22 protein-coding genes and 1 pseudogene are annotated in these 26851 nt (G+C 64.2%); 8 read left to right on the top strand and 15 right to left on the bottom strand.

Annotation, left to right across the window (positions count from 1 at the left end; all coding sequences use genetic code 11):
* Positions 1–3 precede the first annotated feature (3 nt).
* The 7 genes from RAD15_RS00170 to RAD15_RS00140 all read right to left on the bottom strand — a co-directional run bounded on the left by RAD15_RS00170 (position 4) and on the right by RAD15_RS00140 (position 8030).
* Positions 4–966, bottom strand: coding sequence for a DUF2950 domain-containing protein (locus tag RAD15_RS00170; RefSeq protein WP_458173186.1), 963 nt, complete (start codon positions 964–966; stop codon positions 4–6).
* Complete coding sequence (locus RAD15_RS00165) at positions 963–2636, bottom strand: DUF3300 domain-containing protein (RefSeq protein WP_458173184.1); 1674 nt, start codon at positions 2634–2636, stop codon at positions 963–965. Before RAD15_RS00165 ends, RAD15_RS00170 begins: the two co-directional genes overlap by 4 nt.
* Before the next feature lie 113 nt (positions 2637–2749).
* Entirely contained in the window at positions 2750–3745 is a 996-nt protein-coding gene (locus tag RAD15_RS00160) for an ABC transporter substrate-binding protein (RefSeq protein WP_458173182.1), read from the bottom strand.
* 106 nt (positions 3746–3851) lie between these two features.
* Positions 3852–5735, bottom strand: a complete 1884-nt coding sequence (locus tag RAD15_RS00155; protein WP_458173180.1) for a sensor histidine kinase — start codon at positions 5733–5735, stop codon at positions 3852–3854.
* Between the two features lie 200 nt (positions 5736–5935).
* The gene (locus RAD15_RS00150) at positions 5936–6361 is read right to left on the bottom strand and encodes a hypothetical protein (protein WP_458173178.1); all 426 of its coding nucleotides are present in this window, start codon (positions 6359–6361) and stop codon (positions 5936–5938) included.
* Between the two features lie 24 nt (positions 6362–6385).
* Positions 6386–7618: an HlyD family secretion protein gene (locus tag RAD15_RS00145; RefSeq protein WP_458173176.1), complete on the bottom strand. Its 1233-nt coding sequence runs from the start codon at positions 7616–7618 to the stop codon at positions 6386–6388.
* Positions 7611–8030, bottom strand: a complete 420-nt coding sequence (locus tag RAD15_RS00140) for a hypothetical protein (protein ID WP_458174951.1) — start codon at positions 8028–8030, stop codon at positions 7611–7613. Before RAD15_RS00140 ends, RAD15_RS00145 begins: the two co-directional genes overlap by 8 nt.
* A gap of 160 nt (positions 8031–8190) precedes the next feature.
* On the opposite strand from RAD15_RS00140, the gene RAD15_RS00135 reads away from it, so the two are divergent.
* Positions 8191–8643, top strand: coding sequence for a hypothetical protein (locus tag RAD15_RS00135; RefSeq protein ID WP_458173174.1), 453 nt, complete (start codon positions 8191–8193; stop codon positions 8641–8643).
* A gap of 41 nt (positions 8644–8684) precedes the next feature.
* Positions 8685–9485 carry a polyphosphate kinase 2 gene (gene ppk2 / locus RAD15_RS00130; protein ID WP_458173172.1) on the top strand — a complete coding sequence of 267 codons (801 nt, stop codon included), beginning with the start codon at positions 8685–8687 and terminating at the stop codon, positions 9483–9485.
* Positions 9486–9539: 54 nt separating this feature from the next.
* Here the strand turns inward: ppk2 and RAD15_RS00125 are convergent, their stop codons facing one another.
* The 5 genes from RAD15_RS00125 to RAD15_RS00105 all read right to left on the bottom strand — a co-directional run bounded on the left by RAD15_RS00125 (position 9540) and on the right by RAD15_RS00105 (position 17027).
* Entirely contained in the window at positions 9540–9974 is a 435-nt protein-coding gene (locus RAD15_RS00125; RefSeq protein ID WP_458173170.1) for a hypothetical protein, read from the bottom strand.
* Positions 9975–9994: 20 nt separating this feature from the next.
* Positions 9995–11695 (bottom strand): aspartate:alanine exchanger family transporter, encoded by a 1701-nt coding sequence (locus RAD15_RS00120; RefSeq protein WP_458173168.1) that lies wholly within the window; start codon positions 11693–11695, stop codon positions 9995–9997.
* A gap of 13 nt (positions 11696–11708) precedes the next feature.
* Entirely contained in the window at positions 11709–14462 is a 2754-nt protein-coding gene (locus tag RAD15_RS00115) for a decarboxylase (RefSeq protein ID WP_458173166.1), read from the bottom strand.
* Between the two features lie 184 nt (positions 14463–14646).
* On the bottom strand, positions 14647–16350 hold the full coding sequence (locus tag RAD15_RS00110; RefSeq protein WP_458173164.1) for a SulP family inorganic anion transporter: 1704 nt from the start codon (positions 16348–16350) through the stop codon (positions 14647–14649).
* A complete protein-coding gene (locus RAD15_RS00105; protein WP_458173162.1) occupies positions 16347–17027 on the bottom strand; it encodes a YoaK family protein in 681 nt (226 codons plus the stop codon). The genes RAD15_RS00110 and RAD15_RS00105 overlap by 4 nt, the downstream gene beginning before the upstream one ends.
* Positions 17028–17162: 135 nt before the next feature.
* Between RAD15_RS00105 and RAD15_RS00100 the strand changes: the two genes are divergently transcribed.
* Genes RAD15_RS00100 through RAD15_RS00090 form a run of 3 tightly spaced genes read left to right on the top strand, consistent with a single transcriptional unit; the run spans position 17163 to position 20359 of the window.
* Positions 17163–18851 (top strand): aspartate-alanine antiporter-like transporter, encoded by a 1689-nt coding sequence (locus RAD15_RS00100; protein ID WP_458173160.1) that lies wholly within the window; start codon positions 17163–17165, stop codon positions 18849–18851.
* A gap of 12 nt (positions 18852–18863) precedes the next feature.
* A complete protein-coding gene (locus tag RAD15_RS00095) occupies positions 18864–19751 on the top strand; it encodes an alpha/beta hydrolase family protein (RefSeq protein ID WP_458173158.1) in 888 nt (295 codons plus the stop codon).
* A gap of 23 nt (positions 19752–19774) precedes the next feature.
* Positions 19775–20359, top strand: coding sequence for an invasion associated locus B family protein (locus RAD15_RS00090; RefSeq protein WP_458173156.1), 585 nt, complete (start codon positions 19775–19777; stop codon positions 20357–20359).
* 115 nt (positions 20360–20474) lie between these two features.
* Here the strand turns inward: RAD15_RS00090 and RAD15_RS00085 are convergent, their stop codons facing one another.
* Together RAD15_RS00085 and RAD15_RS00080 are read right to left on the bottom strand one after the other, a co-directional pair.
* Positions 20475–20984: a response regulator transcription factor gene (locus RAD15_RS00085; RefSeq protein WP_458173154.1), complete on the bottom strand. Its 510-nt coding sequence runs from the start codon at positions 20982–20984 to the stop codon at positions 20475–20477.
* Positions 20985–21037: 53 nt separating this feature from the next.
* The gene (locus RAD15_RS00080) at positions 21038–21661 is read right to left on the bottom strand and encodes a response regulator transcription factor (RefSeq protein ID WP_458173152.1); all 624 of its coding nucleotides are present in this window, start codon (positions 21659–21661) and stop codon (positions 21038–21040) included.
* 307 nt (positions 21662–21968) lie between these two features.
* On the opposite strand from RAD15_RS00080, the gene RAD15_RS00075 reads away from it, so the two are divergent.
* Positions 21969–22652: a helix-turn-helix domain-containing protein gene (locus tag RAD15_RS00075; RefSeq protein ID WP_458173150.1), complete on the top strand. Its 684-nt coding sequence runs from the start codon at positions 21969–21971 to the stop codon at positions 22650–22652.
* A 60-nt stretch (positions 22653–22712) separates the two neighbouring features.
* On the opposite strand, the gene RAD15_RS00070 is transcribed toward RAD15_RS00075, so the two are convergent.
* The gene (locus RAD15_RS00070) at positions 22713–23156 is read right to left on the bottom strand and encodes a potassium channel family protein (protein ID WP_458173148.1); all 444 of its coding nucleotides are present in this window, start codon (positions 23154–23156) and stop codon (positions 22713–22715) included.
* 424 nt (positions 23157–23580) lie between these two features.
* Here RAD15_RS00070 and RAD15_RS00065 point away from each other — a divergent pair, with 424 nt between their 5' ends.
* Entirely contained in the window at positions 23581–25635 is a 2055-nt protein-coding gene (locus RAD15_RS00065; protein ID WP_458173146.1) for a hypothetical protein, read from the top strand.
* Positions 25572–26849 (top strand): annotated as a pseudogene (locus RAD15_RS00060) (carbamoyltransferase family protein); the annotation flags it as partial. The gene RAD15_RS00065 and the pseudogene RAD15_RS00060, both read left to right, overlap by 64 nt.
* Positions 26850–26851: the final 2 nt, after the last annotated feature.

The following is a 26851-nucleotide window of genomic DNA, read 5'->3' as shown; positions in this document are numbered from 1 at the left end:
CTTTCACGGTTTTGCGGCATCGACCTTCTTCCAGGTCTGGTCGGGATCGAACAGCGTGGCGCGCTCGGCGATGAACGCCGTGCGGTTGCCGAGATCCTTCTGGTAGACGGTGCCGGCATGGTTGACCAGGAACGTCATCACGCCGGAATTGCCGTACTCCGCAGGCCAGGCGATCAGCGCGAAGCCGCCGATCATCTTGCCCTTGACGACATAGTTGAGCGCGCCGCCGGGGGCATCCGGGCCCTGCCCCTTGAGGATGCGGAAGTAGTAGCCGTGGTAGGGCGCAGGCCCGACGTCGCCTGCGCGATAGCCCTCCTTCGAGGCCTCCGCCGCCAGCGCGCCGAGCGGGCTCGGATCGCTGTCGTCGCGCCAGAACAGGCCGTCCTTCTTGCCGGGCGAGGAAACGATGCGCTGCGCGTAGACGCCGGCGCCTTCGCCGCGATCCTTGTCGGCATATTCGTTCTGTGCATCGACATAGGCGAGCGCGGTCTGGATCGCATCGAGCTCATTGCGGCCGATGCGGCGGCGGAGCACCTCGATCCGTCCCTCGTCGGTGTCGAACTCCCAGCCGGTTTTGGTGTTGACCATCGGAATCGGGAACGGAAAATCGTCCGGTCCCAGCATCAGGGTCGCGGTCTTGTTGCCCTCCGCCTTGATGCCATGCTTGGCGTCGTACATCGACGTGAAGCGCTGGCGGATGTCGTTGTCGGCGACCTCGTCGCCGGAGGAGACGATGTCCTCGGCGGCCTTGCCGAGCACCTTCAGGATGTCGCCCGGTCCGCTCTTGACCGCCGCCGCAAGCGCGGCGGCCGCGTCCTCCGGTGTCTTGTAGGATTGCTGCGCCTGCGACGCAGAGCCTAGCAGCGCCAGCGCCACGATGCCAGGCAACACCGCGCGGCGGAACGATTTCAGGCCGGACGATTTCAGGCCGGACGATTTCAGGCCGATCGATTTCAGGCCAGTCATGGCGTCACCTCCGCAGGGATCTTCGCGCCGCCGGCGAGCCAGTCGCGGTAGGTGCGGAATGTCAGCCCGAGCTTTTCGTATTGGACGCGCAGATAGCCATCGCTGCCGCGGGTCACGGCGTCGGGCATCACCTGCTCGACCTCCTGCGCCATCACGCCGACATAGGCCTTGTCGTTGCCGATATAGCTGAAGCGGTAGTAGCCGAGGCCGCTCGCGAGATGACCGAGCAGTGTGATGTCGTGCTTCAGCGCGATATCGGAACGCCGGCCACCGCCGCCACCGCCGCGCCCGCCTCCTCCGCCGCCGCCACGGAATCCGCCGCCGCCACCACGGCCGGCCATGCTCGGTCCGCCGCCACCACCGCGCGGCATGCTCGCCATGCTCGAACGCCCGCGTGCAGAGGCCGCAGCCGCAGACCTGCCGGAGGAGACGTTCATCGCGCCGCCGCGATTGCCGCCACCGCCACGGTTCGCTGCAGCACCGCCGCCCGCACGGTTCGCAGACTTGGCACGATCGCCGCCACCCTTGGCGCGATCGCCACCGCCCTTGGCGCGATCGCCACCGCCCTTGGAGCGATCTGCAGCACCGGCACGGTCACCACCGCCGGGCCGATCGCCACGATTGCCGGCGCGATCACCGGCGCGATCTCCCGCACCACCACGATCCCCGGCACGGTCGCCCGCGCGATCGCCCGCCCGGTCTCCAGCGCCCTGATCGGGACGCAGCACCTGGTTGCCGTCACGACCGCGGAAATCCATCCGGTCCGACGCGCCGGCCTTGATGTTGTTGTTGCCGAAGCGCTGCTGCACGTTGGTGTTGTTGTAGCGCACGCCCTGGCGATGGGCCGGATTGTGCTGCCAGCCGTTGCCGATGTTGGTGGTGCGGTGATTGACGTAGACGTTGCGGTTGCCCCAGTTGCAGCCGCCGCCCCAGTAATTGCCCCAGCGCCCGATCGCCCAGGCGGTGCCGAAAGCGAGGCCGGCCGCGACCATTCCTGCACCGATATAGGACGGATAGCCCCAATAATACGGCGGATACTCGGCATAGGGCCAGCTGCCATAGACCGTCGCCGGATCGTAATACGGCACGTACATCTCCGCGGGATTGGCTTGCTGGATCACGACGACCTGCTTGCCTTCCTGGGACTGGACGCTGACCTTCTGCTGCTTGGTGGTGACCAGCTTCTTGTTGTCATAGGCCTTGTTGCGCAGGCGCTGGATCGCATCCATCACGTCGGGTTGCTGGGCGAGAAAGGCGTCGCCGAGCTTCTTGGTCCATTCGAGCTGGTCGCTCATCATGGTCAGGACATCGGCGGTGCTGGCGAGCGCCTTGACGCTGTCGTCCCAGCCCTGCTTGTCGACCTCGGTCTTCAGCGCGTCGCCCTTCAGGGTCTTGCGCTCCTTCAGCCAGCGGTCGGCCTGCACCACTTCGAGCGGATAGGTCGATGCGGCCAGCACATTGGCGAGAAGCTCGTCGGGATAAAGCGCGATCGGCGCAACCAGAGCTTCGAGCTGCTCCGGCTTCAGTAACTCGGCCGCCGGCGTTGTCGGACCTGCGGGCTGCGCCTGCGTATTCGGGGCGGCCGGCTTGTCGGCCGTCTGCGCCATTGCCGCGACCGGCATCGCCAGCATCAGGGCAACCGCCATCAGGGTCTTGCCGCAGCGAAACATTCCACCCTCCATCGAACTTTGCGCCCGCGAAGATCGGATCGCGGCACGGGGGTATGTTGATCAAGATCAACGAAACGGAGCCGCGCTTTCTGCTGCAACGCGACACCGAGACATCACTCGATCAGCTCGGCCTCCATCAGAAGCCGGCCCGGCACCGTAAGCCCGAGCGCATTGGCTGCCTTCATGTTGATGACCAGCTCGAATTTTGTGGCGAATTGCACCGGGAGCGTGCGGATGTCGGCGCCGCGCAGAATGCGGGCGACATAGCCGGCACCATCGCGAAACTGCTGGGTCAGATCGGCACCGTAGGACATCAGGCCGCCATTGGCCGCATAGAAGCGGACCGCGAAGATTGCCGGCACGCGACGCTGCGCCAGCAACGGAATCGTCATCGCACTCTGCGCACCGAAGAAGCCGCCGTCCGGCAGCACGACGAGCCCTGCGCCGGTGCGTGCCGCGGCCTCGATGACGCCCGCGATCTCGGCTCCGTTGCGAACACTGGCGCCGGCGACCTTGATGCCGAGACGGCTTTCCATCTGGTGCGCGGCCTGGACGTAGAACGGCGCATAGGGTGCCGATTCCGGATTGAACAGAACGGCCGCATGCGTGATGCCCGGCACCATGTCCTTGAGCAGACTGAGCCACTTCCCGCTCATCGAGTGCTCATAGAGCGAGAAGCCGGTGAGATTGCCGGTCGGCCGCGCCAGGTTGACGACGAGGCCGGTTCCGACGGGATCGGAGAGCCCGACGAAAACGATTGGAATCCTCTGCGTCGCATCGCGCAGGGCCCGCGTCGCTCCCGTGCTGGTCGCAAGCAGTACGTCCGGCGCCGAAGCGACGAGTTCGTGCGCCTCCAATTGCTGCCGTGCCGGATTGGAGCCCGGCCAGCGCACCTCGAGCCGGTAGTTCTGGTTGGCGATCCAGCCGAGATCGGCAAGCCCCTGCTGGAACGCGTCGACGCGCATCTGCGCGCCGGGATCGCCCGCGACGTTGCCGGTCAGCACGCCCACCGACGGCATCGACCGCCACGGCGTTGCCTCCTGGGCCCTCGCCCAAGCCGGCAACGCTGCCGCCGCACCGACCAGCGAGATGAACTCACGCCGCCTCATGACCACGCAACCATTCCGATCGTCCCCGCGTCCGTCCCCGTGACGCAATTGCGAAAGGACGGCCTCACCGGACGGCGAGGTTTGATCAAGATCAAGATACCGGCTGTTATCGGACGATCGGGAGGCGGACCGTGAACAGGGCGCCGCCCGATGGTCCGTTCTCGGCGGCAATCGTGCCGTGATGGGCCTCGACGATGGTCCTGGCAATCGCCAGTCCCATGCCCATGCCCTGCGGCTTGGTCGTGAAGAACGGATTGAAGACATTGCCGAGATCGGCGGACGCTATCCCCGGACCGGTGTCGGCGACCCTGATCTCGGCCTGGTTGCCATCGCGGAGCGTCGTCACGCTCACCTCCCGCTTCCTCATGTTCCCGTCGGAGACCGCGTCCATCGCATTGATGATCAGGTTGAGCACGACCTGCTGTAGCTGCACGGGATCGCCCTTGACATGCAGGTCGACAACCGCCGGCACATAGTTCAGCGCGATGCGGCGGCCATCGGCAACCGCCCTCGCCAGACCGATCGCTTCCCGCACCGTGTCGTTGAGCTCGATGTCCTTGATCTCGAAAGGCGACTTCTTCAGAACGCTGCGCAGCCTGCGGATGACTTCGCTGGCCCGCTGGTCGTCGCGTCTGATGTCAGCGAGGATCTGACGGACCTCGTTGATGTCGGGCGAAGCGGCCTTGAGCATCAGCTCCGCGGTCTCGGCGTTGGTCAGGATCGAGCCGAGCGGCTGATTCAGTTCGTGGGCGATCGAGGTGGTCAACTCGCCGACGGCCGAATAGCGATTGGCGTGAGCGAGCTCGGCCAGGCGCTGGCGCGACTCGACCTCGGCGAGCCGGCGCCGCCGGCGCTCGTGCAGCAGCCCGCTGATGAGACCCGCCTGCACCAGGAATACGGCCGAGATCATCAACATCTGCCAGCGATAGCGCGCCCAGATGTTCGGCTCGCGAAACAGGATTTCACTGCCGGGGGGCAAGCGACTCTCACTGATGCCCCAGCGCTGCAATTCCCGCCAATCATATCTCGGTGCCGCGAAGCCGAGCGGCTCATAGCTGATGCTCGCAGGCTTCGCGCCGCCGAGCGCGCGGATCGCGGCGCTGACGGTCCTCGCGCTCGTTTCCGCAACCGAATGCATCGGTCCGCCGACGGTGTTGGCGCCGAAGAACGGATCCTGGTAGGAAAAAATCGGCGCATTCGCGACTGCATGCAGGCTGTGCAGCGCAATGTCGCTCTCATGGACGATCCCGGCGGCATCGACCGACATCAGGCCCCAGAACAGCGCGGTGTGCGGCGGAAGCCTCGATGCACGTTTCAAGATCTCCTCGAACGACAAATCCGAATACCAGACGAGCTCTATCCGCTCGTCCAGAGGCTTCAGCTCCCGCTTCACCTCCTCGACCCAGAACCTCTCGAGTGGCGAGGCGCCGATCACGATCGCGATCGTCCTGGTGTCCGGCAGGAGCTGAAGGATGTTGCCGAAGGCGGCCATGAAATCGTTGTGGATCGCCACGACGACGTCGTTATCAGTGAGATCGGCGCGATCGATCAGCCGGTTCTCGACCGCGGACAGGATCATCGGCGTGTCAGGGAACAGTCTCGCGCGGTATCTCTGCGCAAACCGGGCGGCGGGCGCACCGATGCTCAACACGATGTCGGGCAACGCCCCCTGGTAGAGCGATTGCAGATACTCGACGAAAGGAGCCTCGGGACCGGGATTGTTGAAGCGCGCCGTGAGGAGCGCGTGCTCCTGGATGTCGAGCGGCCAGGGTGATTGCCGCTCGAGCTCGGCCTTGATGCTCCGGGCATACTCGCTCCACGGCCGAAACTCGCGGCCGAAGGAATGCAGCACCAGGACGCGCTTGAGCTCGCCGCGCAGGCTCCGCTCGACGGCACCGGCCCGTTCGGGCAACATGCACACGGCGACGAACAAGCCAAGGCCTAACAGCGCGGCCGCGGCTGGCCACGGCCTGACCGAGTCAGTGGACATGCGTCCGCTCAGCTCCAATCCCCGCAGCTTCCGATGGCTGCTTTCCGGATAATTCTAGCGGGAATCGCGGAGCACGGACAGCCTGCAAAGATGCCTCTCGGCAGCGCCTGGTGGCGCGCCCACAGGCACCCGCGCGGTGTGCCGTTCCAGGACAGTCCCACGGCGAATGCGGCCGGCGCCTCGAACGGCACAATCTGTCGCTAAGGCGCCGGGCAACGGTGATAGCGGATCTCCATGTCCTCCATGCCCGGGAAAAGCCGGACCAGGCTATTTGCATCCAGCTCCTTCAGGCTGAACTGAATGCTCGACAGCATCATGTCGGTCGCGCAGGCCGCGATCAGGTTGACGTTGGGGCCGTTGTCCTTTCTTGCCTTGATCCGGCAGCGCGCGAACTTGCCGATGATCTGGTCGCCTTCGACGATGAAGCCGCCACCAAAGACGTCGGACATGTCGGTGAAGCCGAGCTGCGTTCCCTTGCGCGCGAACACCTTGGCGCAATTGTCGGGATCGCCGGCCCACGCGCCGTTGAGTTCGAGCGCATTGGCGCTGCCGTCCAGCACTGCCAGCGAGACCAATATCGCGCCGAGCCCGATCACCTTCCATGAACCCATTTTCGATGAACCCATGCCGCTTTCCCTTCCTCCGGCCGGTCAGTGGCCGCTCAGAACCAACGTCTGGATCGGCAGCAACAGCGCCTGGATGCGCAGCAGGAGCGCATGCACGAGGCCGACGCCGTCGACGACGTGCAAGACGATCTTCCGGCTGGTCGGAGTATCCTTCGCCGAGATTTCCTCGTGGTTGCTGGTATAGGCGTTGACGATGCAGCTGCTGCCGGGCGTCACGCCATCGAGGCCGCCCTTGTAGAGCGGCTCCAGGAAGACCAGGATGGTGCCCGGACGGGCGGCGTTCTGCGGATCGATCAGCTGCTCGCCGGAGCGAAACTGTCCGGCGGCGATGTAGTCCTGCACCGTCGTGATCACCATCGGGATGATCACCCATGGCTTCGAGATGCAGGTCGCTTCCGCCACCATGCCCTCCTTCATGACCTGCGCCTCGATCTGGCCGAAGCCGGCCTGAAGCACCTTGCGGCCGGCGCCTTCGGGAATGAGCACGCCTGCGGGACGCATCAGCTGGTTGACGACGTCGCCGGGGCGAACCAGGAATTGCTCGACCCGCCCATCGACGCCGGCACGAACGACCGTCTTGTCGAGATCGACCTGGGCCTGGTCGAGCGCGGCCTCCGCGCTGGCCTTTTGTGCCGGCAGCAGGATGGAGATCTGCAAGGACGCGGATTGCTTCGCGGCCGTCGCAGCATCGACGCCGGACTGGCGCTGATCGACCAGGACCTGGAGCTTTTCGATATCACGCTGCGGAACGATGCCGGGGTTGCGGCGCTGGAGCTCGCTCTTGACCTCGAGCTCATCCCTGGCCTGCTGAAGGTTGGCTTTCGCCTCCCCGATCTGCGCCTCGGCCTTGACCACGTCGGCCTGCGCCGTCTGCATGGCGGCATCGACCTCCGCGACCTTCCGCTTGGCGGTCTCGAACGCGGCGCGTTGCCTGGCGGGGTCGAGCGTGAACAGAACGTCGCCCTTCTTCACCGGCGCGCTGAAGCCGACCTTGACCTCGGCCACGCGGCCCGAGCCTTCCGGCAGGATCGGCACGGTGCGGAAGTACAGAGCCGCCGACGACGTCGCCGGATGGAAATAGAAGATCATGGTGATCAGCGACACCGTCAGCATCAGGCAGCCGGTGATGCCCCAGCGCAGCTCGTACCAGATCGAGAAGAAGGTGATCTCCTTGCCGAAACGTTTGCCCTGAGCGTAGCGGCGATAGAGATAATCCGGCAGGATCGTCAGCAGCGAGCAGAACATCAGCTCAAACATGGCTGTGCTCCTTCTCCTTGACGGGTCCCGGCTTGTCCGGCGAAGGCGTCGCGGCCGCGGTCCGGATGTCCTCGCCGTCGGCGGCCGGCGTCGCCTCCGCAATCTTCTCGACCGACCCGGCAATGCTGCGCAGCGGCGTTCCGAAATCGGGAAGATCGATCAACGCGAGCAGGAGGCCCGCGACCCAGAAGATGTGCATGTGCGTGAACAGGGAGATCAGGCCGAGCACGGCGACGAGCTCGAATTGCAGTTTTTGCGACTTGTGCGCCATCCGCTCGGGCAGGCTGTGCAGTTTCCAATACAGCGTGCCGACCCAGAGCACGGTGCCGATCAGGAACAAGCCCATGACCACCATCAGCGTGTCGGTCCCGCTCCCCGGCGCAAGATAGAACGGCAGATGGTGCGGGGCCATCGGATGAAGCTGCTCGCTCAAGCGTCTCTCCCAGTCACGTGCATGTGCAGCACTGTGTCCGGGCAGTCTCGCTGTTTGCTTGATTTGAATCAAGGGAGCGCCCCCTGCCAGACCTAGCGTTCCAGAGGTGCTGATCGCACAACCATCAGGAGCCGCAGCCATGCCTGGCCTCGACGATCTCATCCCCAACGCCGCCCAGATTCGGAAGGAAGCCGCCCTCAAGGAGGCTGAGAAGGCCGAGGAATATGTCCGCCTCGCCGCCGCCGCCGAGGCCGAGAAGCGCGCGCTGATCGAGCGCCTGAGCAAACCTTCCGGCAAAAGTGAGGAGGAGAAGATCAAGCTCGCCTCGACCATCATCCAGCGTGCGGTGCGCAACGGCCTGACGGAAGTGCTGGTCTATCGTTTCCCCAACTCGCTCTGCACCGACAAGGGACGCGCCATCAACCAGATGGAAAAGGGCTGGGAGAACACACTGACGGGCATCCCCAAGGAGATCTTCCAGCTCTGGACCGACTATCTGAAGCCGCGCGGCTATCGCATCGCCTACCAGATCATCGATTTCCCCGGCGGTGTGCCCGGCGATATCGGCGTGACCATTGCCTGGGACGATTGATTTTGGGGACGATCGACGAGCGCAGCAGCGAGAGGACCGGCATGGCCAAGGACGCGCCCGCGGAGAAGATGAAGCGGAAGGCCTATGAGAAGGAGCTCGAAAAGCTCCAGGTCGAGCTGTGTCACCTCCAGGACTATGTCAGGGCGAACAAGCTCCGGGTGATCATCGTGTTCGAAGGCCGTGACGCGGCCGGCAAGGGCGGCACGATCAAGGCGATCACCGAGAAGGTCAGCCCGCGCGTGTTCCGCGTCGTGGCGCTACCGGCGCCGTCGGACCGCGAAAAGACCCAGCTCTTCTTCCAGCGCTACATGGAGAGGTTTCCGGCCGGCGGCGAGATCGTGATCTTCGACCGGAGCTGGTACAATCGCGCCGGCGTCGAATATGTCATGGGCTTTGTCGCGCCCGCCGAGCACCAGCGCTTCCTCACTCTCTGCCCACAGATGGAGAGATACGTCATCGATGGCGGCATCATCCTGATCAAGATATGGCTCGAGGTCGGAATGGAGGAACAGGAGCGCCGTTTCCACGCCCGCATCGATGATCCCGTGCGGCAATGGAAGCTGAGCCCGATGGATCTGGAATCCTACCGGCGTTGGTACGACTATTCGCGAGCTCGCGATATGATGCTCAAGCAGACCAGCACGAAGGAAGCGCCCTGGTACATCATCCGTTCCGACGACAAGCGCAGGGCGCGACTGAACTGCATCGCGCATCTCCTCGGCGCGATCCCCTACAAGCGCATCAAGAAGGACAAGATCAAGCTGCCGAAGCGCTCCGACAAGGGCCGCTACAACGACCAGGCCGGCCTGAAGGGGATGAATTTCGTCGCCGAGCGGTATTGAGACGCGAAAAGGGCTGCCGGTGAGGCAGCCCGTTTGCCCTGATTGCCCTTGGGATCACTTCAGACGGATCGTGACGCCGCCGACCGCAGCCGACACCTCTGCGCCGATCCTCGGACCGGTGAGCTGCAGGATCACACCATTGCCGTTCTGCAATTGAACAGCCCCGGCCCCCGCGGCGACAGCGCCGCCGGCGCCGCCCACCGCGTAAGACCCTTCGATCGACGCTGGTCCTCTCAGATTGAGGGCCCGGCCCACGAACTTGCTGGTCGATGCGCCGATCGTGAAGCCGACGCTCATCCCGGAGACGGTGAAGGGGTATTTCTTGCCCCTGAGAAGCAGAACACCCTCACCGCCACCGACACCGACGATGAAGCCGCCCTTGGTGAAGACGACGGCGACCTCACCGGTCTCGGCACGCGAGGGCGTGCTGAAACCGGTGACGGCTGCGATCGAGACAGCCAGGGCGACACCGATAGCAAGTTTATTCATGACTTTCTTTCTCCTTTTGATCATTGCGCCAGAATCATCGCGAAGTAGCCGAACACGGTGAGCAGGATGCCCGATACGGCGTAGCCGACCGGGAATCCGATCCAGGGCACCGAGCTCTGGATCTCGACAGCGGCCTCACGGCACGGGCCGGAATGCGACCGCGCACCGGCAACGCCGCCCATCAGCACGGCAGGGTTGATCTTGAAGACGTGGAAGCCGATCGCCCAGACGATGAACGGCGGGATGGTGCAGGCAATGAAGCCGACGAGGAAGATCTTCAAGGCGACCGCACCCGTGAGCTGCGACAGGAGGCCCGCGCCGGCATTGATGCCGACGATGGCGACGAAGACGACGAGGCCGAGATCCTCCAGCACATTGCGCGCCGCGTTCGGCGTGTTGCCGAAGAACCGCAGACGCGACACGATCGACGACACGATCACACCCGACAGCAACAGGCCGCCGGCGTTGCCGAGGCCGATCTTGGCGCCGAACGCCGGGAATTCGATCTTGCCGATCAGGAAGCCGATGATCATGCCGACCGCCAGCGTCAGCAGATCGGTCGAGGTGTTGCTGCGCGCGATGCGCCCCCACATCTCGCCGAGCTCGTTGACGGCGGACTTCAGACCGACCACCGAGACGATGTCCATCCGCTCCAGCTTGGTCTTGAGACCGGCCGGAATCTGCACGCCGCCGCGCTCGACCTTGGTGACCTGCAATTGGCCGGCGATCGCGGTATCGCGGAAGGACTCGAAGGTGCGCCCCACCATCTCCTTGTTGGTGATGAGGATGTCCGCCTGGTCCATGGGAATGCCGAGCGTCTTGGCGTCCGCAACCTCCGGGCCGATCAGGCCCATCTTCTCGGTGAGGTGCTCGGTCGAGCCGCCGAGGGCGACGATGTCGCCCTTTTGCAGCACGAGGTCGGCATCCGCGCCTTGCGGCTCGCCGTTCCGCCCGACATTGACGATCCGGTATTCCGGATTCATCGCGCGGAATTTCGCGATGCTGATGCCGACCGTCGCCGGGTTCTCCAGCCGATAGGCCCGCAGGCCGAACTGACGATAGCCGGTCAGGCCGCCGCCTTCGAGATCCTTGACGCCGAATTCCCGTTCGTATTGCTTCGCGGCGGCCTTGGCATCGACGCCCCACCAGCGCGGCAGATATTTGCAGATCAGGATGATGCCGACGGTGCCCCAGATATAGGTGATACCGTAGGACAGCGCGATCATGCCGGAGGCTTCCTCTGGCTTCATCCCATCCGGCAGTTTGACGACGCCGGAGGTGATGGCCTGCTCGGCCGAACCGATCGCCGCCGACATGGTCTGCGATCCCGCCAGCATGCCGCCGGCCGCGCCGGGCGGGAGCGAGAACATCTTGGCGCCGATCACGACAAGTGCCAGGCCGATGACGCTCGACACCATGGCCAGGATGCAGAACTTCAGTCCGTCGCCTTTCAGGCTGTTGATGAAGGACGGTCCGACCCGCAAGCCAACGCCATACATGAAGAGGTAGTAGAACAGGCTTTTGGCAAAATTGTTCAGTTCGAGCTTCACGCCATAGGTGGAGGCCCATACCGAAAGACCGGCGCCCACCACGATGGCACCGGCGACCATGCCGAGGCCATAGCCCTTGATGCTGGCCCGGCCGATATAGACGGCGAGACCGACGACGAAGAACAGCAGCAGATACGGATTTTGCTGCAGGAACGTGAAAAACGGCTGCATGTTCGTCCCCTGTTTACGAGGCGGCCTTGAGCTTGGGCTGAGCGCCCGGCTTCGGCTTGCCGATCTTGGCCAAGGCTTCGGCGCGCACCAGCTTCAGCCCTTCCTTGGCGTCGTAGCCGTGAATCTCCTTGACATCGAGCTTGCGCATGAAGTCGATCGTCTCCTGCGTGATGACCTGACCGGGCACCATGATCGGGAAGCCCGGCGGATACGGGATCACGAAATTGGCTGAGACGAGCTCCGGTCCCGCCTTGAGCCGGCGATCGATCTCGGGATCGTTGAGGCGGATATGCTCGCAACCCGCCACGTCGTAGGCCGCGTAGAAGCCGCTGCGAATGTCGCCTTCATTGGTCTTGCTGCCGGCATCGCCGCGGAAGCTCGGGTGGAAATGCGAGAAGTTGGGCAGATCAGGCACGTCGGTCATCAGGCTCTTGACCCGTGCTTCGAAGGTCTTCTTCGCATTGGCACCGCCCTGCGCCAGCCCGCGATCGACCTCGCCCGCGATCTCGGCGAGGACGCGGATGAGATGCGCGACGTCGCTACGGGTGTTGTTGATGTTGGACTGGACCAGGACCGAGTTGCGCGAGGTTTTGTTGACTTGGATGTTGTACTCGTTGGCGAGGATGCCCTTGAACTGGGTGCCGTCATAGCCGGCCATGCCGCACACCAACGTCATGCGGGTCGGATCGAGGCAGAACTCGTCCTCGTCCAGGCTCTTGAGGGTGTTGACCCAATTCACGCCGGCGGCGAGATAATCGGTAAAGCCGCTCTGGCGATACTGGGCAGGCACCATGGTGTCGGCGCCGAGGATGCGGAAATATTTCGAGATCAGCGGGTTGTTGTTGACCGCCTGGCGAATGGCAAGCGCGATCTCCATCGCATTGGCGACGAGGCCGTAACCTTCCAGCTCCATCTGCCGCCGCGAGATGTCGAGGCTGGCGATGAGCTGCTGGTTCGGGCTGGTTGAAGCGTGGGTGAACACGGCCTCCTTGAACTGCTGCTCGACAGTGTGGAATTCGACGTCCTTGACCGAGAGCATGGAGCCCTGGCGGATCGCCGACATCGACTTGTGGGTCGAGTTGGTCTGGTAGACCCGCAAGCGGATCTGTCTGGGATCGGGAATGAGCCTGGTCTTGAGCAGCACATCGTCCGACGGATTCTTGCCGAGCTCGGCCTGTTGCTTCTCATGGGCCGCGACCGACTTCGGATCGTGCATCCACGCCTCGATCTCGTTCGCCGCACCCATCGCGGTACGCCGCCGCAGGAACGGCGAGAAGCGCGCAAAGCCGAACCAGGCCTCGTCCCAGAGGAAGATGAGATCCGGCTTGATGGCCAGACATTCCTCCATCACGCGGCGGGTGTTGTAGATGTGGCCGTCGAAGGTGCAGTTGGTGAGGTCGACCATCTTGACGCGGTCGAGCCGGCCGTCGGCCCTGGCGCCCAACAGCGCCTGCTTGATCGTCTTCAGCGGCACCGCGCCATACATCGAATATTCCGTCATCGGGAAGGCTTCGACATAGAGCGGCTGGGCGCCCGCCAGCACCATGCCGTAATGGTGCGACTTGTGGCAGTTGCGATCGACGATCGCGATGTCGCCGGGCGCCAGCAGCGCCTGCACCGCCATCTTGTTCGAGGTCGAGGTGCCGTTGGTGACGAAGAAAACGCGGTCGGCGCCGAGCGCCCTCGCCGCCTTCTCCTGCGCCTTCTTGATGTTGCCGGTCGGCTCCAGCATGCTGTCGAGGCCGCCGGTGGTGGCGCTGCTCTCGGCGAGGAACAGGTTCGGGCCGTAGAACTCGCCCATGTCGCGGATCCAGTCGGACTTGAATATCGACTTTCCGCGGGCGATCGGCAGCGCGTGGAACGTACCGATCGGACGCTGCGCATATTTCTTGAGATTGTCGAAGAATGGCGTGTCGTAGCGATCCTGAATGCCTTCGAGGATCGACAGATGCAACTCGAGGAGCTCCTCGACGGAGTAGAAGATGCGGCGAACGACGTTGGCCTCGGGATTCCCGGCCAACTCCTCGACGTCGCGGTTCGAGATCATGTAGAGGTCGAGCTCGGGACGGACGCGCTTGATGATCTGGGCGAGCCGGAGCGCAGAGGCGTCGGATTCGTCGTTGAGCCCGGCCGCAGCGGTGATCGAGCGCAGCACCGGTGCATTGTGGCGCGAGCGCAGCCCAAAACCTTCGTTGACGATGACGGCCGCAATATTGGGATTGAGCATCGTCGCGCAGAAGGCATCTTCCAGACTGCCGACGATCACGGGCTCATAGATGAAGCCATCGACCGGGCGGCGCAGCTTGCGCCATTCGGCGGCGAGCGCCGGCCAGTTGCCGGGCGACACGCCGGTGACGATCAGCGTCTCGAAATAGGGCCGGCGCGCCGCATGGGCGCCGAAGGTCGGCGACACCAGTTCGGGCGCATCGCCATTGCCGTCGTCCTTCGCACTCCAGTCGCCGGCATGCTGGCGGAAGGAACGCGTCGCGAGCGCCTGGGTGATCCGCGTCGCAAGGGCCAGTGACGTTGCTCCATCGCCTGCGGCTGCGGCCTCCCGCAGCGCCGCCATCAGGTGCAGGCCGGGATAGCCGTTGAACTCCTCCGTCACCGAGAGATCGGCCAGCGCGGCATCGTAGATGGCGCGGTTGCCGACGCGCGCCCACACCTTCGCGGCCTCCACAAGGTCACGCCAATCGTCCGCGCGGCCGCCGGGTCCGGAAAAGAACTGATCGATGCGCTTTTGCGCCGGCTTGGTGTCCTTGGCCATGTGTCTCTCCCGATTCTCGGCGGTGCCTTGATGGTCACTTGATGGTTGCTTGATCGTCGCCTGGGGCGAGGATGAGCGTCATCGTGAGTCCGGCGCCCGGGCCTCCATTGATCCAAGTCAACGGTCGGCCGCATTCTGGCGAGACCGTCGGCGGCAGCGGTCATTCGCATTGCAATACGCTCGCTCAGGCCTTTCGCTGCGCCGTCACGGCCTGCTCGTCGCCGAGAACGCTGTCGAGCGATCGTAGCCACTGGCCGCTATCCGTCCGCTCCGCCAGCCCTTCCGCGCGCAAGAGGTCGCGGAGCTGCGCGTGCGCGCCGACGATGGAGAAAATCACCTTTCGCGCGGCGAACTCGTCGTAGAGATCGTGCAGCATGCGCGCACCCGCGAGGTCGATATAGGGCGAGGCCGAGAGATCGCAGACCACCAGCCGGATCTCAGGCGAGCGCCGAAGCACGACCAGGACGGTTTCCAGGATCGTCTCGGCGTTGATGTAGAGCAGCGAGGCTTCGGGCCGGAACGCGATGATGCCGATCAGCGGCTCGACGTCCGCGTGCCTTGAACTGTCCGAGTAACGGCCGCTGCCGGGCAAGCGGCCGAGAAACGCGACGTTTGGCCGCGAGGCCCGGGCCAGCAGCAAGAAGATCGACGCGATCGACGCCAGCAGCACGCCTTGCAGGATTCCGAGCAGCAGCACGGAGACCAGCGCAATCGTTGCGGCGTAAAAGTCGATCCGGCTGACCTGCCACATCCGCAGCAGCCCGCGGACGTCGACGAGCTTGTAGACGGCGGCAAAGACGATGGCTGCGAGCACGGCCTTGGGCAGGTTGGTCAACAGCCCTGTGAAGAACAGAAGGCACAGCCCGAGCGTCACCGAGCAGATCACCAAAGCGAGCGGCGTCCGTGCGCCGGCGCTGTCATTGACGGCCGATTGCGACAGCCCGCCGGCAACCGGATAGCCATGACCGAAGGCGACGACAAGGTTCGCGGCCCCCAGCCCCAGGAATTCCTGCCGGACGTCGAGGGGATAGCCGTGCTTGGCGGCGAAGCTGCGGGCGGCCGAAACGCCCTCGATATAGGCTAGCAAGACACACCCCGCGGCGAGCGGGAAGAGGTCGTCGAAGTCCAGCAGGCCGAGCGTCGGAATGCCCATGGCCGGCAGTCCTTCCGGTATCTTCCCGGTGACGGGCACACCGAGCGCCGGCAGGCCAAGGAGCGTCGCCGTCCCGATCGCGAGCGCGACGATGGTGATGCCGACCGGTTTGCCCGGCAGAAGGCGTTCGCCAAACAGGAGGAGCAGCAGCGCGACCGCGCCGACGGCGAGCACGAGCAGGTTGATGGTTCCAAGCTGCCCGACCAGCTTGATGGCGCGGTCGAAGAAATTGTGGCCGCCGCCGGCAACGCCGAGCAGGCTCGGCAGCTGGCTCATGATGATGGTGAGCCCGGCACCGGCCTTGAAGCCGACCAAGATGCTGTCACTGACGAGGCGGACCAGGACGCTGAGCTTGCACAGCCAGGCGATGAAGCACAGCAGCGCCACCGCAAGAGCCGCAAGGCTCGCGATCTGCGCATAGCGGATTGCATCGCCTCCGGCCAGCGCGCCGACGGTGCCCGCGATCATCAGGGAGATCGCCGAGGTCGGCCCGACCGCAAGCTGCCGCGACGAGCCAAGCAGCGCATAGCCGATGCCGCCGAGCATGTAACCGTACACGCCGATTTGTGGCGGCAGGCCGGCCAGCGCCGCATAGGCGAGCGAAACCGGGATGGCATAGGCCGCGAGGGTGACGCCGGCGATGGCGTCGGACGGCAGCCATTTCGGCTCATAGCCGGCGAGCCAGCCGGCCGGCGGAAAGAACTGCATCCAGGTCGGTTTGGGGAACTGATTCATCGGACGACCTCCCGACGCGGCGCTTCGCAGCGCAATAGAACGATCAGCAATGCGACGACGGGAAGACCGAGCGCGAGATCGGGGATTGCCTTGGTGGCCAAGGCACCGGAGGCGGCGCCGAAGCCGAACACCGCGCACAATGCGAAGAAGATGCCCGACCGGCGCAGCGTCCCGAGCGGCGCGCTTGCGGATACGACCGCGAAAATGGTTTCGATCGCCTGGCGCATGTTGCCGGTGATCATCACCGTGCTGCAAACCGTGCCCTCCACGCGCGTGAAGACCGCGGCCTGCATGGCGGCGACGAGCGAGATGCCGAGCGTGCCTGCAAGATCGGGCAGCCGGTTATGCAGGATGCCGATCGCAATCAAGAGCACGATCTCGATCAACGTGCTGATGGCGCTCGCGCGTTCGCCGGCGGCGCGGCGCAACCAGGCCGCGATCACGATGCCCACCGCAAAGGCCAGCATTGGCGGCACGAAGTGAAGTCCCTTCGTCCACTCTCCGGCCGTCGCATGGACCCAGAGAAAGATCAGGTTGGCGGTCTGGGCATTCGCCATCACGCCGTGGACAATCCAGGTATAGGCATCGATATAGCCGCCGGCGAAGGCGAGCAGCAGAACGATCTCCACGGTTTCGTCGCGGCGTATCGCGCCGGCAGCGACATCCAGAGTACTCATGTCGGCAACGGAGACTGTCGCAAGTTCAGCATGCGCCGATAGGCGGAGTCCCCTCGCCCGCGGGGCTTGATCTGGATCAAGCAACCCCGCGATTTCGAGAATCAGATCGACGCAAAGCGCCGGGGGAAATGCGCCATGAATACCGTCAGATGGATCATCTCCGCGGCTCCGGAGATTTTTCTGCTGCTCGCAGTTGCCGTCGGGACCATCCTGGGCCGCGTCCGGATCCGCGGCTTTGCCGTCGGCACCACGGCCTGCATCCTGATCGTCTCCGTGCTGCTCGGCCAGCTCGGCAGCTTTACATTCCCGCCGCTGCTCCGCATCATCCTGTTCAGCCTGTTCGTGTTCACGATCGGCTATCGGTCGGGACCGGAGTTCTTCGCCTCCTTGAGCGTCCGCACGCTCGCCCAGGTCGCCATGGCGCTGGTGCTGGGCGGCACCGGCCTCGTTATCGTCCTGCTGTTTGCCCAAGGCTTCCGGCTCGATCCCGGCACCGCATCCGGAATCGCGGCCGGAGCCCTGACCCAATCGTCGGTCATCGGCACCGCCTCGGGCGCGCTGGCCCAGCTCGGGCTGCCGAGTGAGGTGCTGAAGCAGCAGGAGGCCAATATCGCGGCCGGTTACGCCGTGACGTATGTCCTCGGCTATATCCTGACACTGCTGTTCGTCCCCTTCGTCGCGCCGAAGCTGATGCGGATCGACCTGAAGGCCGAAGCGAAGAAGCTCGAGGCGGAGCTCGCCGGCGGCGATCCACCAAAAACCGAGAACCTCTCCTATCGCAAGTTCCAGGCCCGCGCCTATCGCGTGACCGCGGGCGCCGGGCGCACCGTCAAATCGATCGAGGAGGAAATCGGAAGCCGCACGGTCGTCGAGCGCATCGTCCGCCAGGGCGCGGACGTCGAGCCGCATCTGGAGACCGTGCTCCAAGCCGGCGACGACATCGTCATCGCCGGCCGGACCGCGATCATTGTCGCCGCCAGACCCATCATCGGCACCGAGATCGACGCCGACGAAATCCTCAAGGCCGTGCCGGGCAACGTGCTCGAAGTGCTCGTGGACAATCGCCATCTCCACGGCCGCTCGATCCAGGAGATCGCGGCGCGGGTCGGCGTCGACGCGCGGGGGGTTTTTCTGCGCGGCCTCGCCCGCATGGGCCGCGAGGTGCCGTTGAGCGCGGAGACGCGAATCTATGTCGGCGACGTCATGACGCTGGTCGGCAGCACGCGCAACATCGAGCGCGCCGCAAAAGCCATCGGCCAGATCCTTCGCGCGGGTGATCGCACCGACATCGCCTTTCTCGCCGCCGGCATTGCGGCCGGCCTGCTCGCAGGGCTCGTCAGCTTCAGGATCGGCGGCGTCGCGCTCACGCTCGGCGGCGGCGGCGGCGCGCTGATTGCGGGCCTCGTCTGCGGCTGGCTGCGGTCGCGCAAGCCCTCGATGGGCGCGATGCCGCCGGCTGCGCAGCAGACCCTGAGCGATCTCGGGCTCGGCGGCTTCATCGCGGCGATCGGGCTCGGCAACGGCGCCGCCGCCTGGGCCGCGATCCAGGCCCATGGGCTGCTTCTGGTCGGCATGGGCCTCGTCGTCACGATCGTGCCGCTGATCGTCGCGACGCTGTTTGCCTTCTACGTGTTGCGCATGAACCCGGTCTTGACCTGCGGCGCACTGGCCGGCGCCATGACTGTCGACGCCGCCGTGACCGGCGCGTGCGAGGTGGCCGAGAGCCAGACGCCGGTGCTCGGCGTCGCCGTCCCCTACGCCGTCGGAAACGTGGTGCTGACCGTGCTCGGCCCGATCATCGTGGCTGCCACCTACACCGGATAAGGGGGAGCAGCGATGCGGCAACCGGTCAACTCAGTGCGGGGATGCTTCGCGGCCCTCCTGCTCGTGCTGGTCGCTTTCGTCGCGACCGCGCGCGCCGAGGATGACGTCCGGATCCAGGAAGAGATCTGGGCGCTGCCGCTGCCGCTACCGATGTTCGCCTATCTGGTGCGTCCGGTCGGCGATGGCCCCTTCCCGCTGGTCATCATGAACCACGGCGTCTCGCTCAACCCAACCGACCGCAGCTTCTTTCCTCTGGTGGAATTCCGCGATGCCGCCAAATGGTTCGCAAGGCGCGGTTACCTCGTGGTCGCGCCGGTCGGCAGCGGCTACGGCGCGGCCGCCATCGACATCCCCGAACGCGCGCTCTACGGGCCGTTCTTCTCAAAGGTCGGCAAGTGCACGAACCCCAATTTCCTCGATGCGGGCCTTGCCGTTGCGCAGGTCGATCTCTGGATCATCGACTACCTCGCCGCCGAGAAACGCGTCATTCCGAAGGACGTGATCGTGGTCGGCCAATCCGCCGGCGGCTGGGCTTCGATCGCCCTGTCGAGCGTCAACCCGCCGCCGGTGAAGGCCATCATCACCTTTGCCGCCGGTCGCGGCGGCCGGGTCGGCGGCAAGCCGAACAACAATTGCGCGCCCGACAAGCTGGTCGAGGCCACCGGACATTTCGGCGCCACCTCGCGGGTGCCGATGCTGTGGATCTACATCGAGAACGATACCTTCTTCGGCCCTGACCTGTCGAAGCGCATGCATCAAGCTTTCACGGCCGCCGGCGGCCGGGCCGAGTATCACCTGATGCCGCCGTTCGGCAACGAGGGGCACTTCTTCATCGGTTCGCCGGATGCGATCCCGCTCTGGTCGCCGCTGGTGACGACGTTTCTCGACGCACAGAAATAGAGCGTGGCCCTGGAGGCGCTTTCATGCCCAACGCGAACACTCGTCTAGCAGGACTGCTGGCGTTCATCATCGCCGGCATCACGACGTCCTCCGGAGCCGCCGCACCAAGGAAAGCGGATGCGGACAAGCCGCCGGAAGTGGCGATCCGTGGCCAGCGCGAGGCCAGGGACATCACTTACGGCGACTGGCAAAAGCTGTGCTTCAAGGCCGGCGGCGCGCCGACGCTGTGCCGGACGTCCATCACCGGAAAATTCCCGACCGGCCAGATCGCCGTGCGCGTGGACCTGATCGAGCGCGAGGGGACATCGACGTCACGGCTGCAACTCTTCGTGCCCGTCGGCATGTACCTTCAGCAGCCGGCCAAGCTGAGTGTCGACCAGGGCACCGCCTTCCGCTTCCCCTATAGCTGGTGCCTGACCAACGCGTGCATTGCCGCCGACGTCGCGCCGCCCGAAATCATCAGGCAGATGGCGACGGGAAAGACGCTGGCGCTCGAGGTCGTCGACTCGAACATGCTGGCTTTGACCACATCGGTGCCGCTGGCGCAGTTCGCCTCGGCCCACAAGGGCGCACCGGCCAGGACGCTCGAGCAATATGTCGATGAATGAGCGGCCCCGCCGCGCTAAGGCGCGATGAGATTTGGATGGATCGTCATCGCGCTTTAGATTGTCGTATACGCATGATCTTTCCGGAAAACCGCTTCGCACTTTTCCGGATCATGCTTTAGGCGGCCGATGCGCGGGCGACCGAATCGATCAGCGACTGCGCGGTAAACGGCTTCGTCAGATACGCGACGCAACCCGACGCGATCGCCGCGGCACGGTTCGCCGCGCTGTCGTTGCCGGTGATGTAGATCACCGGTGCGATGACGCCTTCCTCGGCCAATCTGCGGCGCAAATCGATGCCAGACATTCCGTCGATATTGATGTCGAGGACGATGCATATCGCACTGTCGAAACGCCCGTAGTCGAACAAGGCGCTCCCGGATTCGAACAGCGTCGCGACGAAGCCGTGCGCGCGCAACAACCTGCTCATGCTGGCTCGCATGGATGGATCGTCATCGACGACAAAAACGGATTCGCGCGTCGGCAAGGAAGCGACCTTTCGGGGACCCGGCACGAAACAGTGATGCGCGGCACCGGCAGACAACACGTGCGGCCAGCCTCTCCTGCGAAAGGTACGAACGCCACGCGTGCCGCGAATGCATCGCAGCACCACGTCGACGAACTTCATATTGTCCTTTGGGGCAATGACATCGCGGGAACCGCGTTCGAGTGACAGAACGGCTAACGGCCGTTCGAGTCGAGCATTCCAAGCCGCTCCGCGATCGATACGAGCTCCGCAAGCGAATGGACCTGCATCTTTTCCATCACCTGGTGACGGTGCGCTTTCACGGTGCGCTCGGTCGTTCCAAGCTCATAGGCGATCTGCTTGTTGATCTTGCCGCGGACGATGAGATCGAACACCTGACGTTCGCGCTGCGTCAACGTCGCGAGGTGCGCGCGAAAGGCCTCGAGCTTGCCGCGCTGATTGCGCGCGGCGTCCTGCCGCGACAGCGCGCGCCCGATCGCATCTAGCAACTGCTCCGATGACACCGGCTTGGTCAGGAAATCCTCCGCCCCCGCCTTGATGGCCTGCACGGTGGTCGGCGTGTCGGCGTGACCGGTGAGGAATATGATGGGCAGCGTCGAACCCGAGGCGATCAGGCGGCTTTGCAACTCGGGGCCGCTCAATCCCGGGATACGCACGTCGAGCAGGATGCATCCCGGCTGCTCCTCGTCCGGCGCGGCATCCAGGAGGTCCTGCGCCGATGCATAGGTCGCGACCTCATAGCCGGCGAGCTTCAGCCGGCGCTCGATCGCCGTCCGGAACGATGCGTCGTCATCGACCACATGAACCAAGCCGGGCACCACTCACCTCGCGCAGAATCCAATCATAAATGAGTTCTTTAACCGACCTGGCGCGAACGCCAAACGGTTCAAAAATCGAAACATGAACTTCGCAACATAAAACTTTCCGACTGCATCAAATTCTTCTCACTCCGCGCAGCAAAACGACCGTGCTGTCCCATGGTACATTGAACCTTGGGACAATGGATTGGAATACCGCATTAGTCCTAAATCGACTTCGGCGGGAGTGGGATTGCGCGGCGCATTTCCCGCCGCGAGATTTTTTTGTCCGACAGACCAATTCGGCGTTTAGCTGAGGAGTTGGCCTATGTTCATCCGCATCACAGCCGAATCCGCGCCGCGCCCCAATTCCCTCCGTGATCTCGGCGTGACCGGTGAATCAACTGCGCTCGTCAATTTAAGTGAATTTTCGTATAAAAAAGGCACCGAGATTTACGGCGAGAAAGAGCCGGCCGAGTACGTCTATCAGGTCAAGTCTGGCGCGGTACGAAGTTACAAGCTGCTGTCGGACGGCCGCAGGCAGATCGGGGCGTTCCACCTCGTCGGCGACATCTTCGGGCTCGAGAACGGCAACGAGCACCGGTTCACGACGGAGGCGATCGTCGACACCACGGTGCGCCTGATCAGGCGGCAAAGTCTCGAAACGGTGGCCGAGAGCGATGCCATGGTGGCCAGAAACCTACTCAGCATGACCACGAACAATCTCCAGCATGCGGAGGACCACATGCTGCTGCTCGGCCGCAAGACCTCGCTGGAGCGGGTCGCGGCATTCCTGCTCGAAATGGACAAGCGGCTGACGGCGGCGGGCGTCATGGCGCTTCCGATGTCGCGGCGCGATATCGCCGATTATCTCGGCCTGACGCTGGAAACCGTATCTCGCGCCCTGTCGCGGCTGCATGAACTCGGCGTTCTCGGCTTTGTCGGCAACACCCAGCGCCAGATCGCGCTGCTGGACCGGCACCAGCTCGCGAGCCTCGATCTGCAACCTTGACCTGGCGAGACATCGATCGCGATTGACGAACGACGGGGGATGGGGCCCTCCGCGGCCGCATCAGGTCGGCGGTGGCGCCTCGGTCAGGCCGAGATGGTCGAGCGTCTTGCGCAAGACCTCGAACAGAATGGCGGCGGACCAGCCGAACAGCAGAACGCCGTTCATGGCGGTCAACGGGCCGATCAGCCGCCATTCGCGGACCGGCGTGATGTCGCCGTAACCGAGCGTCGTGTAGTTGACGAACCCAAAGTAGAGCAGATCGCTGTCGGCCGCCGCGGCCTGGACGATGGCGTAAGTCGCGGCCCACACAAGGACCTCCGCCGTGTGCGCGACCATCAAGGCGACGGCAGTCGCGATCATCACGCCCATCAGATGCAATCTCGGTCGCGCGGTGCGACGCAGGCCCGCGTTGCGGGCGATCCCGACGGCGACGACCGTCACCAGCGCGTGAAGCCCGATATTGGTCATGCTGACCAGCATGCCGACAAGAAACTGTAGCGTCATGTCCGGATTGGTTCGTGGTTGTGCCGCCGGTGCAGCGGCGCAAACTTGGTCAGCCGTTCCGACCGCATTATGACCGCCACGATCGATGAGCACTATCGACAACTTCGGCGATTGATCCAGGTCAATGGCGGGCCCAGCGAGGCGACGGAACCGATGCCGACGCCGGGCGTGATCCGCGAGAGGACAGCCGAAATCGTTCGCGCGACATCAATATCCATATCGCGCGCAGCCGGGGGGTACCTCGGATTAGCGGCCTTTAACTCCGAGTTTGCAATGCTGTTTTCTGTCGCAGCCGATGGTCCAAGCGTTTAGATACGTCAAGCTCGAGCAGCGGGCCGGTGGTTTGCCCTCATTTGACCCCTGTGAAGTCATTGGATAGGTTGCGCTCAACCTCCGATGTCAACCCAAGAGAGCCGCGACCAAGGTGAGCGCACTCGTCTCTGCGACCAGCAAAGCTGCCGATCTCCTATCCCCAACGGGCTCCAGTTTTCGACGCTTTACCGTCGGATTCATCGGATTTATAGCGATCCCTCCCCTCGCCCTCTCCGCGCTCATCGTCTTGGTCGATCCCTACTATGTGTTCGGGACCCCTGACATCCCGGGGATCAATGTCGTGCGGCCGCGCTACGAAAATCACGTTCCCGCCGTGAAGCCATATCAGGTGCGGCGGATCAGGCCCGACGCGATCATATTGGGAAGTTCCCGCGCCGAGGTCGCACTCGATCCGCAGCATCCCGGATGGAACGGCAAGAACGTCTTCAACTTCGGCCAGCCTTCGGCCACCAGCTACGAGATCATGCTGGCATTTCTCCACGCTCAATCCGTCGCACCGCTCAAGCAAGCCGTGATCGGCCTGGATTTCTTCGGCTTCAACATCTTCTTTCCGCGTGATCAGGAATATCTGGAGGGGCGCTTCTCCGGGGACGGGGTCCGGGCCTTCGACGATTTCCTGACAACCGAGCTTGCAAAGCGCCGGCCCGCCGGCAGCGGCAAACCTCCTCCCCCCGTTGCGACGCCTTTGCCCGGGGAAGCGACCCGCACGGAGGCTCAGCAGGCGCTTCCGGCGGCACCCGCCACGGACCCTGATTGCAAGGATGCCGCCCCCGGAAATTGCACACAAGCCGGAATGGCGGAGGGCAGTCCCCCCGTCGACTGGAACGAAGCGCTTTATCTTCGCCTTTACCCGGACGTCGCCGCCGCAGTGCGGCGTGGCACTTTCACCAGCGGCTATCATCACTATCTTGCCGCCGGGCGTGCGGAAGGCCGTCAGAGCAGCGTGCCGCCGCGTGACTGGCAAGAGGGCCCGTATCTTCGACTTTACCCGGATGTCGCCGCCGAGGTTCGACGCGGCACCTTCATCAGCGGTTATCATCACTATCTTGCCGCCGGGCGCGCCGAAGGTCGGCAGAGCGGCACGCCGCCCCCTGGCTGGAACGAGGCGCAATATCTTCGAATCTATCCCGATGTCGCTGCCGAAGTTCGGCGAGGCACTTTCAGCAGCGGCTATCACCACTATGTGGTCGCCGGGCGCGCCGAAGGCCGGCAGGACGGCACGCCGCCGCCCGGCTGGAACGAAGAACTCTATCTGCGTATCAATTCAGACGTCAGAGCAGAGGTCGCGCGCGGCACCTTCAGCAGCGGCTATCACCACTATGTGGTCGCCGGGCGCGCCGAAGGCCGGCAGGACGGCACGCCGCCGCCCGACTGGAGCGAAGATCTCTATCTGCGTGTCAATTCAGACGTGAGAAACGAGGTCGCACGCGGCACCTTCATCAGCGGCTATCACCACTATCTCGCCGCCGGCAGACTGGAAGGCCGCGAGGGCGGTTTCACGCCGAAGGGTTGGAACGAGAGGAGATATCTGCAAGTCAACCGCGACGTCGAGTATCAGGTCTCGCAAGGTTCTTTTCTGAACGGCTATCACCACTATCTGGCGGCCGGACGCGCCGAAAAGCGAAGCGGCGGCTTCCTTCCCGACGGCTGGGACGAAGCGAATTATGTCTCCAAAAATCCCGTTGCGCGCGTCCGATTGGCGCTTGGCGAATACAGCGACGGCTATACGCACTACGCCGCGGTCGGTCAAAAGCAGGGACTGGCGGGTGGATTTCCGCGCGCCGATTTTTCGGACGCGCTGCTGTCACGCTGGCAAACGCTCGGAAAAACGGCGTTTCAGATCGGAGAGCTATTCCGGCTGGTTTTCTCGACAACCGCCGTGCGCGACACACTCGCAACGCTTCGCGGGCAATCGGAGCCGGTGTCCTTCAACAGCCGTGGCATGCGCATTTGGGATTGGCAGGACAACAGCATTCGCAAGAATGGCGGAAATGGCCGGGTTTTTCGCGATAACGTCCTGAGCTGGCGCTGGTACATTTGGCTCATGCCGCCGCGATACACGTACTGCTTCAACAACCCCGACTGCTGTACTCCGCCTTCACCTACTACACCGGCTTCAAGGTCAATTCCGGCGAATACAAGCTGATGGGGCTTGCGCCCTATGGCGAACCGAAATACGCGCAGCTCATCCTCGATTCACTGATCGATCTGAAGGCGGACGGCTCGTTTCGTCTCGACATGTCGTATTTCAATTATTGCACCGGGCTGACGATGACCGATGACCGGTTCGCCAAATTGTTTGGACAGCCGGTGCGCACGCCGGACGAACTGCTCACGCCTTTCCACATGGACATCGCAGCCTCCATCCAGGCCGTCCTCGAGGAGGCGGTGCTTCGTTTGACCCGCAGCCTTGCGGTTCAGACCGGCGCACGCAATCTGTGCCTCGCGGGCGGCGTTGCGCTCAATTGCGTCGCCAACGGCAAGGTGCTGCGCGACGGAAAATTCGATTCGATCTGGATTCAGCCGGCCGCCGGCGACGCCGGTGGTGCAGTCGGAGCTGCCCTCGCGGCGTACCATCAGTTCAGACAACAACCGCGGCATGTCGCGGCCGGCGACGGCATGTCCGGCGCTTTTCTGGGACCTGAATTTTCGCAAGAGGAGGTTGAGCAGCGGCTGCGTGACGCCGGCGGCCGCTTCGACGTGCTTGGCGAGGATGACATGATCGAGACGACAGCCGCGGCCCTCGCCGACCAGCTCGCGGTCGGCTGGTTCCAGGGCAGGATGGAGTTCGGGCCGCGCTCGCTCGGCGCGCGTTCGATCCTGGGCGATCCGCGCTCGCCCGCCATGCAAAAGAACCTCAATCTCAAGGTGAAGTTTCGCGAAAGCTTCCGGCCGTTTGCGCCGGCGGTTGCGCGCGAGGATGTTGCCGATTGGTTCGAGCTCGATGACGACAGTCCGTACATGCTTCTGGTCGCCGGCGTCAGAAGCGACCGGCGTCACATGATGAGCGCGGACGAGCAAGCATTGTTCGGCATCGACAAGCTCAACGTGACGCGCTCAACGATCCCCGCGGTGACGCATGTCGACTATTCCGCCCGTATCCAAACGGTCAGCGCCGACACCAATCTGCGCTTTCATCGCTTGCTGTCCCGTTTCAAGGCGCTCACCGGATGCCCGGTGCTGGTCAACACCAGCTTCAACGTGCGCGGCGAGCCGATCGTCTGTACGCCGGAGGATGCCTTCCGCTGCTTCATGGGCAACGAGCTCGACATGCTGGTGGTCGGCAACTGCGTACTGAGAAAAGAGCAGCAGGATCCCGCACTCAAGCGAGATTACAGTGCTGCCTTCACGCTCGACTGAAC

The sequence above is a fragment of the Bradyrhizobium sp. 14AA genome (assembly GCF_054185205.1).
Note: the sequence above shows the minus strand (reverse complement) of the source record. Positions and strands in the feature narration are given on the sequence as shown.

What these genes read in the sequence shown, in the direction of transcription:
- RAD15_RS00090 (WP_458173156.1), top strand. Translation starts at nt 19,775, where the DNA reads ATGCCCAACGCGAACACTCGTCTAGCAGGACTGCTGGCGTTCATCATC.
- RAD15_RS00160 (WP_458173182.1), bottom strand. Translation starts at nt 3,745, where the DNA reads ATGAGGCGGCGTGAGTTCATCTCGCTGGTCGGTGCGGCGGCAGCGTTG.
- RAD15_RS00070 (WP_458173148.1), bottom strand. Translation starts at nt 23,156, where the DNA reads ATGACGCTACAGTTTCTTGTCGGCATGCTGGTCAGCATGACCAATATC.
- RAD15_RS00075 (WP_458173150.1), top strand. Translation starts at nt 21,969, where the DNA reads ATGTTCATCCGCATCACAGCCGAATCCGCGCCGCGCCCCAATTCCCTC.
- RAD15_RS00120 (WP_458173168.1), bottom strand. Translation starts at nt 11,695, where the DNA reads ATGCAGCCGTTTTTCACGTTCCTGCAGCAAAATCCGTATCTGCTGCTG.
- RAD15_RS00165 (WP_458173184.1), bottom strand. Translation starts at nt 2,636, where the DNA reads ATGTTTCGCTGCGGCAAGACCCTGATGGCGGTTGCCCTGATGCTGGCG.
- RAD15_RS00105 (WP_458173162.1), bottom strand. Translation starts at nt 17,027, where the DNA reads ATGAGTACTCTGGATGTCGCTGCCGGCGCGATACGCCGCGACGAAACC.
- RAD15_RS00135 (WP_458173174.1), top strand. Translation starts at nt 8,191, where the DNA reads ATGCCTGGCCTCGACGATCTCATCCCCAACGCCGCCCAGATTCGGAAG.
- RAD15_RS00140 (WP_458174951.1), bottom strand. Translation starts at nt 8,030, where the DNA reads ATGGCCCCGCACCATCTGCCGTTCTATCTTGCGCCGGGGAGCGGGACC.
- RAD15_RS00110 (WP_458173164.1), bottom strand. Translation starts at nt 16,350, where the DNA reads ATGAATCAGTTCCCCAAACCGACCTGGATGCAGTTCTTTCCGCCGGCC.
- RAD15_RS00125 (WP_458173170.1), bottom strand. Translation starts at nt 9,974, where the DNA reads ATGAATAAACTTGCTATCGGTGTCGCCCTGGCTGTCTCGATCGCAGCC.
- RAD15_RS00115 (WP_458173166.1), bottom strand. Translation starts at nt 14,462, where the DNA reads ATGGCCAAGGACACCAAGCCGGCGCAAAAGCGCATCGATCAGTTCTTT.
- RAD15_RS00170 (WP_458173186.1), bottom strand. Translation starts at nt 966, where the DNA reads ATGACTGGCCTGAAATCGATCGGCCTGAAATCGTCCGGCCTGAAATCG.
- RAD15_RS00145 (WP_458173176.1), bottom strand. Translation starts at nt 7,618, where the DNA reads ATGTTTGAGCTGATGTTCTGCTCGCTGCTGACGATCCTGCCGGATTAT.
- RAD15_RS00100 (WP_458173160.1), top strand. Translation starts at nt 17,163, where the DNA reads ATGAATACCGTCAGATGGATCATCTCCGCGGCTCCGGAGATTTTTCTG.
- RAD15_RS00155 (WP_458173180.1), bottom strand. Translation starts at nt 5,735, where the DNA reads ATGTCCACTGACTCGGTCAGGCCGTGGCCAGCCGCGGCCGCGCTGTTA.
- RAD15_RS00150 (WP_458173178.1), bottom strand. Translation starts at nt 6,361, where the DNA reads ATGGGTTCATCGAAAATGGGTTCATGGAAGGTGATCGGGCTCGGCGCG.
- RAD15_RS00085 (WP_458173154.1), bottom strand. Translation starts at nt 20,984, where the DNA reads ATGAAGTTCGTCGACGTGGTGCTGCGATGCATTCGCGGCACGCGTGGC.
- ppk2 (WP_458173172.1), top strand. Translation starts at nt 8,685, where the DNA reads ATGGCCAAGGACGCGCCCGCGGAGAAGATGAAGCGGAAGGCCTATGAG.
- RAD15_RS00095 (WP_458173158.1), top strand. Translation starts at nt 18,864, where the DNA reads ATGCGGCAACCGGTCAACTCAGTGCGGGGATGCTTCGCGGCCCTCCTG.